Here is a 12,521-nt window from a genome sequence, read left to right as displayed (position 1 = left end):
TAGTGAAGTTGGAATACTTTTAGACTAATAGATTTTCTGCTCGTGTTAGCGAAGGTCTTCGTTAATATGACAAACAGTTGTTCGCAACTGCTGCATTTATGGCAGTCGTGTTGAGCGTGATCAGGAAAATAAATGAGAACTCAGGCGGGATATAATTGCTGCAGGTACTTTACCGAGGTGGTAATAAGTTTGGCAAGTACTTCAATATTAATGTCCTGCAGCTTCTTTATGTATACGCAGCCCACACCGCTGCGGTGTTTGCCCAGTTGTTGCAGTAATTTTTCTCTTTCAGTAAAATCCTGGTACAGGTAAAGGGAGATCTCTTTAGCGCGGGGCGAGAAGCCGACCAATGGCGCATCGCCTTCCCGCCCGCTGGCATATTTATAATGGTATGTTCCAAAACCTACTATAGAAGGGCCCCACATCCTGGCTTCAAAACCACTGTGTTTTTGCATCAATGCTTTCAACTGAAAGCAATCGTTGCGTTTGGTTTCATCGGCAACGGCATTCAGAAAATCATCAACGCTGTTTTGTGTTTCGGTTGTTTTGTTGGTTGATTTAGCCACTTTTGATTTTTGTTGAAGATAAATCAAAAATAGGAATAACGGCTATTGGCTGGTGGTAAATGCCCGCCCGGATGAACCGTTCGGACGGGGCTGGTGTCACTTTCTTCGAAACCCGAGTTTATATTATGCTGCCTGTATTCCCCACCAGCCACTTGCCGGTAACCACTCGCCTTTATATATAACTCAACCACCACTTCGTTCTGTTCATTCGTTTGTATGCATCATACCGTTTGCACAACGGGTACACGCCAATGATCATGATGATCCATAATAAAAAAACAAACACCAGGCTGTAACCATAGCCCTGCAGTTGCGTGTTCATGCTAACCCAGCCCGTGAGCACCATATCGCTCCATTGGTAACCCGAAACAGCCGCCGCGATGACCGCCAGAAAGTGAATCAGATAAATGTGCAATATATAAAAGAACATAGGCACCCGGCCAAAGACAACAAACTTTTCGGTAAGCCGGTTCAGCGGTTTTTCTGCAAATGCGAGGAACAACAGGGCCGGTCCTAACGTCATCAACGTATATAATAAGGAAGGCGGGTACTTCGTCGTATTCAGAAACGATAAAAATGTAAACACTGGTGTTTTTTGTGACGACCAGGGCCGCGGATCGCCGTATGCATTTATAAATCGAATGATAACGAACAGGGCAACTGCGCTCAGCCCCAGCCAAAGCAGTGCCTTTTTTCTTTTTACGTTATCATATGTTGGCAGGTACAGCTGGCCAAACGCATAACCGGTAAGCATAATGCCTATCCATGGGGTTACCGGGTAGCCAAGCATAACCGAGAACGGCTTCATAAAAAAGATATGTTGTTTGTGCAGAACGGCCATCAGGAACGAAGTAGGCTGTTCGCCTGGTGTTTGCGCCAGGTCGAGCAGGTTATGACCGAAGATGAGCGCAAGCCCTGTAACTAATATTATTGTCAGCGGCAGGTAAATAAGGGCAGACAGTACCATCATACTAACGCCCAACGCCCAGATAACCTGTAAGATCAGTACGGGGTACTGCGGGTTGAAGGTCCAGCCGAGGGTAATGATCAGTACCTCGGCAATCACCAGCCAAAGCCCTCTTGTAAAGAGAAAAATGGATAATTCCTTTTTAGTCTTTTTTGTTCCGTTCAAAAATGCGGATGTTCCGGCGAGGAATGTAAATACCGGGGCGCAAAAATGGGTGATCCACCGGGTAAAAAATAAAGGAACATCGGTTCGCGAAAGATCGGTAGGATCGAACTGGAAAGCGCCGGCATGAAAATAATCACGCACATGATCGAGCGCCATAATGATCATAACGATGCCCCGCAGCATATCTATGGAATGAATACGTTTGCTTTTCACCGGGGTGGCCGGCAAAGCTGTTGGTTGTATGTTCATAATGGTTAATATGTATGATTGCGAAGAGGGTGGAACCGGGAATCTCTTCGGGATAGTGTTCTGTAAAGATAGTTTTAGTTAGAATAAAATTCAGAAAAAATTATACACTTTAGAATATTGTTCGTTGTGAATGGTCGATAGGGAATGATTACCGGTTACCGGTTACCCTGATCCCGGGCCTAATACGGAATGCCCGCGAACTGATAACCAGCCCATTGCCAAATCACGATTGTCGAATTATTGCTTACCTGCGCAATCCAGCGCTAAATTGTACGTTACTAAGTCATTAAAACCAATTGGCAATTGACAATTGGCAGGTGCCGCCGATAGTCGGGCGCTCTGCATAACGGCAATCTTTGTCTATTGCCTGTTGTCTATTGCCAATTGATTTGTCTATTGAATTAAAAATCCAACCTTGTGAGAAGACTAGTACCCTTTTTAGCCCTGGCCTTTGGCCTTAAGCAGGCAACAGCCCAGACGAGCCATGTAAGCGATACTGGAAAGTTAGTAGCGCAAAAGGATAATATCATTACGGCCAGTACGATCATCAAGATCGAGAACCTGGGCGTTAACATCAACTCCGATCTGGGAGAGTTGCGACCGACCGTGTCGGCAGATGGCAATCTGTTATTTTTTATTTGTGAGAACCATCCGGCCAATACCAAGTATAATTCTGTGCCCAATTCACAGGACATCTGGTATTCCGAACGCGATTCAAATGGTGTATGGCAGGAAGCCCGCCATTTAAAATATCCCCTCAATACATCTCAGTATAATGCCGTGTATTGGATCTCGCCCGATAAGAACCGCATTTTGATCCGCGGTGCTTTTGGTAACGGCGGCGCCTACTTCGGAAAAGGCGTAAGTCTTTGTACGCGCCAGGCCGATGGCCGTTGGGGCGAACCCGAAATGCTGTATATAAAAAAATACAACAAATACGACCGCGGACAGGTTTCAGGAGCTACCCTTTCACCAGATATGAAAGCGTTGGTATTGTATATGTCGCCCGATCCCGGCAGCCCTAACAACGACCTCTTTGTTTGTTTCCGCGAACCGGATGGCAGTTGGACGGAGCCCAAGAGCCTCGGTAAACAGATTAATTTCCCCGGTAATGAAATGACGCCCTATATAGCGTCTGATGGCGTTACCATGTATTTTAGCAGCGACAAACCTGGTGGTATAGGTGATAACGACATTTATATGACCAAGCGGCTCGATAAAACCTGGACCAAATGGAGCACGCCGGTAAACCTCGGTGAGCCTATCAATACCGAAGGCTGGGATGCCTTTTTTACCCTCGATGCCGGTGGTGAATATGCGTATCTCACCAGCAATAAAGATACCTATGGCGAAAGCGATATCGTTCGCGTAAAACTGTTAGAGCGTGAAAAGCCAGACCCGGTGATCCTGGTGAGCGGCAACGTGTATAACGCCAAAACAAAAGAACCGCTCAGCGCTTCGCTTATCTATGAAACGCTGCCCGATGGGGTAGAAGCGGGTAATGGAATTTCCAACCCAACTGATGGCGCTTTCAAAATTGTGCTGCCTTACGATAAGAACTACAGTATTCGCGCCAGCGCCGATAAATTCTTCGCCATTTCCGAAAACCTGAACCTCGACTCCATGATTAAGGCAGGTTATAAAGAGATACATAAAGACCTGTACCTGGTGCCCATCGAGATCGGACAGGTGGTTCGCCTTAACAACGTATTCTTCGACTTCGATAAATGGGACCTGCGCCCTGAATCGTTTGTTGAACTCGACCGCGTAGTGAAATTGTTGAAAGAGAATCCGAAGATAGAAATTGAAATGAGCGCGCACACCGACAGCAAAGGTTCAGACGAGTATAACTTCAGGCTCTCTGACAACCGTGCCAGATCGGTTATGGAGTACATCCTGTCTAAAGGCATAGACGCAGGCAGAATTACTTCGAAAGGTTATGGTGAAAGCATGCCGGTATCTGAGAACGAAACCGATGAGGGCAGGCAGCTGAACCGCCGCGTGGAGTTTAAGATCTTGAAGAACTAGTATAACCAATGTGCCAGTTAGCCAATTGGCTAACTGGCTGATGAAGGTGGGTTGTTCGCCAACAGGCGGATGCCTCACCTTTTCTTATGTAATGTGGAGCCCCGCCTGCTGTGCGGGAAAGAATATACCCGCCATATTTACGATAAGTGAAAAATGCAAATCATTGATTATCATTCGGAGGATGCTGATGCTGCGACCGTTTTGTAATTACAAATGGGTCAATTAAAATCACGTAAGAGTCTGTTCAATAAACTGTGCAAAGCATATAATTAGAAGCATGGTTGCTGAACCCGGGATGGTGCGGGTTACCGGTATAATTAATGATCATTATCTTTATCCGCGACGATTGTTAAAAATCAATAGCTTGCTAACTAACTGCTAAAAGTACGGGTGTTCATGCGCACTGACCACACATTAAATCCTGATAGCAATGATGCACTGATGCTTGTCATAAAAGACGATGGAGCTGCCTTTGAACAATTCTTCAAACAACACTTCGCATCCTTATGTGCCTGGTGCCGGCATAAATACGGCTTCGATACCGACATCGCCAAAGAAGTGGTGCATACCGCTTTTATAAAATTATGGAAGAACCGCGGTGCGTTATCCCCCGATATGCCCATAAAGGCCTTTCTGCACAAGGTGATCATGAATACCAGTCATGATATTCTCCGGCATGCCAAAGTGCGGGAGCGGTTCGAACGGTTCGTGCAGCAGCGGCATGAAAGCGAGACCTCAACCCCACAGCAGAACTTCGAAGCCAAAAAATTAAAGGCCGATATCGACAGCGCCGTGTCGGAACTGCCCGATCAGATGCGCACCATTTTTGAACTGAGCCGGTACGGGGGATTGAAGTATGCCGAAATAGCACGGCAGCTGAATGTTTCGGTAAACACCGTGGAAACGCAAATGAGCCGCGCTTTGAAAAAATTACGCATAAAACTCGCCGGCTACCTCACACTTTTTTTCATAATAATGATTATCAATAAAATAATACCGTAAAAATATTTTGTGCGCTTGTCACGGTAAGTGTTTGTTCAACCGTAATATTATCAGAACATGAGCAACAGCGAGCAATTAGACGATTTAATTACGCGACATTTTTGCAACGAACTGAACAGCGATGAGCAGGCCGCACTGTTGCAATGGTTAAGTGCCAGTGAGGAAAACAGGCAATATTATGAAGCATTGAAAAACACCTGGCAGTTGATGAACGACAAACAGGCTCCCGATGAAATAAATGCAGCAGCAGAGTGGGCTTACTTTCAAAAAATTGTGGAACAGGATGCCCCGCGCTGGAGCGGGAGTGAAAGAGATTATACCGGTGAATCACGAAAAAAAGGTACTGTTCGCCGTATATTGATAGCTACGGCTGCAGCCGCTTCCGTATTATTGATCATTGCCATTGGCTTTAAGTGGCGCGATACAGAGAAAAGGAATGGTCATGTTGCAGTGGCGACCGTTGAAAAAAATAAAACAGCAAACGTTGTAACCCGGTATGAGATCAATACCACCAACAAAGCAAAACGATTTGTTTTGCCAGATAGCTCGGTAGTAATGCTCGACCCCCTGAGCGAAATAAAATGGAGCGAACCTTTCCCCGGTAACAAACGGGATATTGTGCTGAAAGGAAGGGCGCGGTTTATCGTGGCAAAAGATAAAACAAGGCCCTTTACCGTTATCAGTGGCCGGCTGGCAACCACCGCGCTGGGAACGGAATTTTCGGTAACGGCATTTGAACGCCACGAATTCATTACCGTACAATTATATGAAGGCAGGGTAGTGGTGAAAGAAACGGACGGCATCGATGCAAAAATGAAAAGGGATTTCTTCCTGGCGCCGGGCGAAGAGTTGCTGTATAGCAATAAACAGTATACGGCCAGTGTGCGACGGTTCACCTTAAATAATGAAGTTGCCAAAAAAGAAGTTCAGGAAGAACACGAGGCGCCGGAACCTTCTGTGCCTGCCGATAAAGGTTCCTGGTACATGTTCAATAACCAGCCGCTGGCGCAGGTGTTTAAGCAACTCGAAGAAATGTACGGTGTTGAAATAAGGTATTCGAAAACCGATCTTGAAAAAATGTATTTCATTGGGAAATTCAGTAAAACGGATTCAGTTGATAATATATTAAAGCAAATCGCAACGCTTAATAACCTAACGGTAACAAGGCAGAACAGTACTTATATTATAAGCAAATAGTTTAATCGGTCATGCGCCTTTGAATTGCCTGAAGCGTTACCGGCCTAAAGCCCAAAGCTTAAGGCATAAAGTAAAGGCAAAAAATGGAATTGCTTTAGGCTTTTGGCCTTCAGCTTTCGGCCTGTATTCTTTTTACACAAAACGATACGCCATATGAGATTTAATGTATTTAAGTCGGGGCCATGCTATGCCCTTATCCTGCTACTTCATCTCCTGCTCTCCCAACTGCTGTATGCACAGGAAAATTCAAGTATTGTAAAAGGAATTGTTCAAAACGCCAATGGTGATGCCCTGCCGGGTGTTTCGGTCATCATCCGCAACACCGCAAATAATTTCACTTCGGGCACCAGTACCGATAGCGCCGGTATATTTACATTCACCCGCATCCCGGCCGGTGGCCCGTATAAGTTCACCTTTTCCATTGTAGGGTATGAAAGCCAAACCCTCTCAGGCTATAATATAAAGAACGATATCACGCTTTCGCTCGTGGTTAAAATGAAAGACGTGGCCGGTTCGCTCGACCAGGTGATCGTAATAGGTTATGGTTCGCAACGCAAACGGGCGGTTACCGGTTCGGTAGTATCGGTATCGGCAGAACAGTTCAAAGACCGCTCATCGAGCAACGTGGCGCAATCCATTGAAGGAACGGTGCCCGGTGTAAATATCTCTACCACGCAGGGCGCGCCGGGATTTGGCCCCACCATTCGGGTAAGAGGCATCAATTCTATTACAGCCGGTACAAACCCCTTATATGTGGTTGATGGTATGGCCATGGAAAATTTCGACCTGAATATCATCAATGCTCAGGACATTCAATCTATTGAAATACTAAAAGACGCGGCCTCTGCGGCTATTTATGGATCGCGTGGCGCAAATGGCGTAATTATCGTTACCACCAAACTGGGCAAGGCCGGTAAACCACAGGTAAACCTGGCGTATGAACTGGGTTTGCAGAAAGTGAACCGCAAGGTCGATCTTATGGATGCCCAGCAATGGATCAAATATTATATCGATGCGCGCAACAATGCCTGGGTAGCATCGGGCCCCGGCCGGTCGGCAGCCGACCCCAACAGCGCCCGCGGCGGCAGTAAGACCTACCTGATACCGCCCGACTTTTTAACCAACCCGCAACAGTTCGGCAAAGGTACCGACTGGCAGGATGTGATTTTCAGAACCGCACAGTCGCAAAACATACAGGCATCAGTAAGCGGCGGAACCGACAGGGCGCAATACCTTTTCTCTGCGGGCTTTCTCGACCAGGACGCCGTAGTGATCGATAATTTCTACAAAAGGCTTTCGCTGCGTATGAACATCAGGCAAAAGATCACCGGGAAAGTGACCGCCGGTTTAAACTTTTCGTTTACCGGTATGCACAGCCGCATAGATGGCGTGGAAGGTAAATCGGATGTGGTAAGCCTTGCCTTGCAAAGCGATCCTATCTTTCCCGTGTATAACGAAAATGGTAATCTCGGTTTCCTCGATCCCAACAGTACCTGGAACCGGTTCACCGCTTATGGCGTACAGTTATGGCATCCGTATTCCATGATAAAGTATGCCGATAAACTGAACAAGGCCTATAATACCATTGCCGGTGCTTATATAGAATATAAACCTGTAAAAGACCTTACCTTCAAAAGCAGCGCCAATGCCATACTCACGCAACGCAACTACAACTGGTTCTGGCAAACCAATGCCGGTTATGGATACAGTACCTTATTACCTGCAGAAGGCCGGTACAACACCTATAGTAACCTGAACTGGCTGAGTGAGAACTCGCTTTCGTATGATAAAGCATTCGGCGATCATACCATTGGCGCCATAGTGGCTTATACCGCGCAAAAGCAACGGGGCGATACTTCGCAACAGCGCTCAACCAATTATCCCAACGACCTGGTGCAAACCCTCAATGCGGCCGGTACCTATAGCTTAAGTACGACCACAGCCGGTGAATGGGCGTTATTGTCGTGGTTGTCGCGTGTAAGCTACAGCTACAGGAACCGGTATTTTTTGAACGGAACCATCAGGCGCGACGGCAGCTCGCGGTTCGGCCAGGATTCACGCTGGGGTTATTTTCCTTCCTTATCGCTGGGCTGGCTCCTCTCCGATGAGTCGTTCATGCAGAACGTATCGGCCATCAATAGTTTGAAATTGCGCGTAAGCTATGGTTCAACCGGTAATAACCAGATCCCGAATTATGGTCCCATCAGTTTGCTCGATGGTTCAAAATACGTGTACAGCGATAATGTGGTGAATGGCATTAGAGTAACCACTATTCCCAATCCTGACCTGAAATGGGAAAAAACAAACCAGTTCAATGTAGGGCTCGATGTAGCCGCGTTGAACAACCGCCTGAACATAACCGCAGAATTTTATAATTCCACCACAAAGGACCTGCTGCTGAATGTACCGGTTCCGATTCTCACCGGCTTCGCAACCCAGTTGACCAATATTGGCAAGGTGCGTAACCGCGGCGTGGAACTGGCCATTTCTTCAAAGAACAGTGTGAACAGCGATCTTAAATGGAGCACCGATTTCAATATTGCTGCCAACAGGAATAAAGTGCTGCAATTAGGGCCTAACAATGCACCCGTGATCGTGGAAGAGTGGGGCAGCCGTTTTGTAACAGAGGTAGGCCAGCCCATCAGTAATTTTGTGGGTTATATTTTCGACGGGGTATATAATAACCAGAATGAAATTGATAAAGGCCCTAAATATCCATCCGGTGTAATAGTAACACCCGGCGATCCCATAGTGCGCGATGTAACCGGTGATGGAAAGATAGATGCCGGCGACAGAACGGTATTGGGTAATGCCCAACCCGATTTTACGGCCGGCCTTGTGAACACACTTAATTACAAAAACTTCGAGTTCTCCTTTATGTTGCACGGGGTGTTTGGTAACGAGATCGTGAACCAGCAAACCCGCTATAACAAATACTGGAACGACAGCCGCAATGCCTATGCTTCCATCGGCAACTACTGGAAGTCTGAACAGGAGCCCGGTGATGGAAAAACATTCAAACCCAATGCCGAGTACAAAGGTATGCAAACCCAGTTCTCCAGTTTCTGGGTAGAGGATGGCACGTTTGTAAGAATAAAAAATGTTCGTTTATCATATACTTTACCAAAGGCGGTCACCAACAAATTATCGTTCCGAACCATGCGCGTATACGTAAATGCCGAGAACGTGCATGTGTTCAGTAAATACGTTGGGTACGATCCGGAGAACAGCATCTATTCAACCGGAACCGATGCCGCAACCGCCAATACGACCTTCCCGCCCGGATTGATGGTGGGCGCCGATTACGGCAGTTATCCCATTCCCATTACGGTTACCTTCGGGATAAAGGTAGATCTTTAAAAATTTAACCATGGCACGGTTTTAAAAAATGCTTAATTATGAAAACGAAATTCATTCTATTTATATTCTTCATAGCAGCGATAGCAGCCGGTTGTAAGAGATCTTTCCTTGAGCTGGCGCCGGTATCGAACAGCAATGCCAGCAATTTCTTTAAAACAAAAAGCGATTTCGATCTGGCGGTCAATAATGCCTATTCCACCTTATATACCATGTATGGGCCAACCGGGTTGATTTCGTATTGCGGCGAACTGATGAGTGACAATGCCACCATCTTCCAGGTAGCAGGTTCGGGCAGTATAACGGTGGGCGACAGGTGGGCATTCAGGGACTATACCCTCAACCCGGCCAACAATGTAGTGAACCAGCTTTGGAACGACTCGTATACTTCCATGTATAACCTGAATATTGTACTGGAAAAAATACAGGCTGCCACCCTCGACGATGCATACAAAACACAGGTAATGGCAGAAATGCGGTTCCTGCGTGGCCTGTATTATTTCTATATGGTACAGGCCTGGGGCGATGTGCCGCTGGTGACAAAACCTATTACATCGGCCGAAGCTTTTATCACGAACCGCACACCTAAAGCGGAGGTATATAATCAGGTTGTAGATGACCTGAAGTATGCCGGTGACCATTTAACCGCACCCGACAAAGTGCCGGCAGCAGGCCGCGCATCGAATGGTGCAGCATGGACCCTGCTGGGAAAAGTATATTTAACCATGGGTAATAAAGGCGCAGCCATGCAGGTATTACAACAGGTATACAATTCGTATAATGGCAACCAGTATAACCTGTTGCCCGAATTCGGTTCATTATGGGGCGCTACGCCGGCGCAGAAAAATACAAAAGAATCGATCTTCGAAATACAGTATAAGGGCGGCGCCAATAATCCTGCCAGCATCTACTGGCCGGCCTTTTCGCCATTCGAGAATTTTGCCATAACCCGTTTTGGCGGTGGTATGAACCAGGTAACCGATGACCTGTACAATGAATATGAAGCGGGCGATAAAAGAAGGGATACGTCATTTGAGCTGGGTTATTTCAAAGGCGGTAACTGGATCTCTATCAAGTTCCAGAAAAAATGGAAAGACATCGATGCACCCATCGTGAATGCAGCGGAATCGTGCAACAACAACTTCATGGTATTGCGATATGCCGATGTATTGTTGATGCTAACGGAAGTTACCGGCGATCCGCAATACCTGAACCGGGTACGCACCCGGGCCGGGTTGCCCGCATATGGAACGCCTTCTTACCCTTCTGCCAAATATCCCACGCTCGAACTGGCTATAGAACATGAGCGGCGGATGGAGTTTGCAATGGAGTTCCATCGCTGGTTCGATCTGAAGCGTACCGGCCGGGCGGTGGCCGTATTGACCGCTAAGGGCAAACCGGTAAATGAAGACAAATTGTTATTGCCTGTTCCGCAGTTTGCAAGAGACCAGAACCCCGACCTCGGACAAAACAAAGGATATTAAGCACGGCCAAACTATGAGATCGATCATAAAATACCTGCTCTGCATGGCAATGACAGCAGGTGTAAAATCAGCCATGGCACAACAGTATAACATAGTTGACTATGGCGCCAAAAGCGACACGGGCAAATTAAGTACCGAAGCCATTAATAATGCCATCGCAGCGTGTAGCAGTAAAGGCGGCGGAAAAGTAGTGATCCCCGCAGGTAATTACAAAAGCGGCACCATTGTGCTGAAAAGTAATGTAGAGCTGCATTTTGAGAGCGGAGCGGTTTTGTATGCCAGCATCGATACGAATGATATCACCCGGCAGGCACAACCGGCGTACCGGTCGCAGAAAGACCCGGGTGGGTGGTATGCATTGTTATACGCAGAGGGAGAAACAAATATTCGCATAACCGGTTACGGAACGATAGATGGGCAGGGGGCCAGGCAGGTGCCACGGTCACCTTCGGGTGGCGACCTCGATGGCAGGCCTAGAAATCTTTTGCTGATCTCGTGCAGTAACGTGCTGGTAGATGGTATTAGCATGCTGAATTCGGGTATCTGGAATCAGCATTACCTGAATTGTGAAGATGTACAGATAAGTAATATCAGGGTGTATAACCACTGCAACCGTAATAACGACGGGTTGGATATAGACGGTTGCCGCCGGGTAGTGGTAGCGAATTGTATCATCGATTCAGACGATGACGCCATTGTGTTGAAAAGTACGGGAAAAGCGGGTTGTGAAAATGTGGTGATCACCAATTGCATTGCAAGCAGTTTTACCAATGCCATCAAATGCGGTACGGAATCGACAGGCGGGTTCAGGAATATCAATATCGGTAACTGTGTCGTAAAGCGATCGATAAGTAAAGTGCCGCCCGTTTTTGGCAGAACAAATATTGGAATCAGCGGTATTTCACTGGAGATTGTCGATGGCGGCATAATGGAAGGCGTGCAGGTACATGATATTGTGATAGAAGAAACGGAATGCCCGGTGTATGTTCGGTTGGGCAACCGGGCGCGTAAACATATTCCCGACGCGCCTGCCCCGCCATTGGGAATTATGCGGAATGTAAGCATTTCGAACATAACGGCATATAATACGGGCAATTATACGGCGTCGGTAACAGGAGTGCCCGGCGCAAAGATCGAAAATATTTCGTTGAGCCACCTTCGCCTGGTGAACAGGGGTGGCCTGAAGCCAGGCGATTTTATTGCAAAGATCGACAGTGTAGCGGAAGATGAAAAAGGATATCCCGAACCAACCGTTTGGAAGAACTTGCCCGTGTATGGCCTGTTTATACGCCATGTAAAAAATATTTCAGTCACAGATCTTTCGTTGGTTAATATGCAGTCAGACCCACGGCCGGCTTTTGCTGCTATTGATATCGATCACCTGGTAATGACGCGGGTGAAGGTTGAAGGTAGCAGCAACCTGCCCGTGTTGCTGGTAAAAAGCGTTAAAAAGCTGGAAGCTGACAAGGTTAATGTCGTGGCGCAATAATTGCGGCGATATGGTAA

8 protein-coding genes are annotated in these 12,521 nt (G+C 47.0%); 6 read left to right on the top strand and 2 right to left on the bottom strand.

The features are described 5' to 3' along the window. Window positions 1-140 precede the first annotated feature (140 nt). Window positions 141-566: a DUF1801 domain-containing protein gene (locus A4R26_RS25435; protein ID WP_081169346.1), complete on the bottom strand. Its 426-nt coding sequence runs from the start codon at window positions 564-566 to the stop codon at window positions 141-143. A 172-nt stretch (window positions 567-738) separates the two neighbouring features. Continuing rightward, a complete protein-coding gene (locus tag A4R26_RS25430; protein WP_081169345.1) occupies window positions 739-1,947 on the bottom strand; it encodes an acetyltransferase domain-containing protein in 1,209 nt (402 codons plus the stop codon). Window positions 1,948-2,364: 417 nt separating this feature from the next. Between A4R26_RS25430 and A4R26_RS25425 the strand changes: the two genes are divergently transcribed. From A4R26_RS25425 to A4R26_RS25400, 6 genes are all read left to right on the top strand, one after another. After that, window positions 2,365-3,975, top strand: a complete 1,611-nt coding sequence (locus A4R26_RS25425; RefSeq protein ID WP_081169344.1) for an OmpA family protein — start codon at window positions 2,365-2,367, stop codon at window positions 3,973-3,975. Window positions 3,976-4,371: 396 nt separating this feature from the next. After that, window positions 4,372-4,977: an RNA polymerase sigma-70 factor gene (locus A4R26_RS25420; protein WP_081169343.1), complete on the top strand. Its 606-nt coding sequence runs from the start codon at window positions 4,372-4,374 to the stop codon at window positions 4,975-4,977. Between the two features lie 57 nt (window positions 4,978-5,034). After that, entirely contained in the window at window positions 5,035-6,174 is a 1,140-nt protein-coding gene (locus tag A4R26_RS25415) for a FecR domain-containing protein (RefSeq protein WP_081169342.1), read from the top strand. A 153-nt stretch (window positions 6,175-6,327) separates the two neighbouring features. After that, the gene (locus A4R26_RS25410; RefSeq protein WP_081169341.1) at window positions 6,328-9,534 is read left to right on the top strand and encodes a SusC/RagA family TonB-linked outer membrane protein; all 3,207 of its coding nucleotides are present in this window, start codon (window positions 6,328-6,330) and stop codon (window positions 9,532-9,534) included. Between the two features lie 38 nt (window positions 9,535-9,572). Further along, window positions 9,573-11,015, top strand: coding sequence for a RagB/SusD family nutrient uptake outer membrane protein (locus A4R26_RS25405; RefSeq protein ID WP_081169340.1), 1,443 nt, complete (start codon window positions 9,573-9,575; stop codon window positions 11,013-11,015). A 13-nt stretch (window positions 11,016-11,028) separates the two neighbouring features. Beyond that, entirely contained in the window at window positions 11,029-12,504 is a 1,476-nt protein-coding gene (locus A4R26_RS25400) for a glycoside hydrolase family 28 protein (protein WP_107685901.1), read from the top strand. Window positions 12,505-12,521 lie beyond the last annotated feature (17 nt).

The sequence above is a fragment of the Niastella populi genome, from assembly GCF_002078015.1.
GTDB lineage: Bacteria > Bacteroidota > Bacteroidia > Chitinophagales > Chitinophagaceae > Niastella > Niastella populi.
Note: the sequence above shows the minus strand (reverse complement) of the source record. Positions and strands in the feature narration are given on the sequence as shown.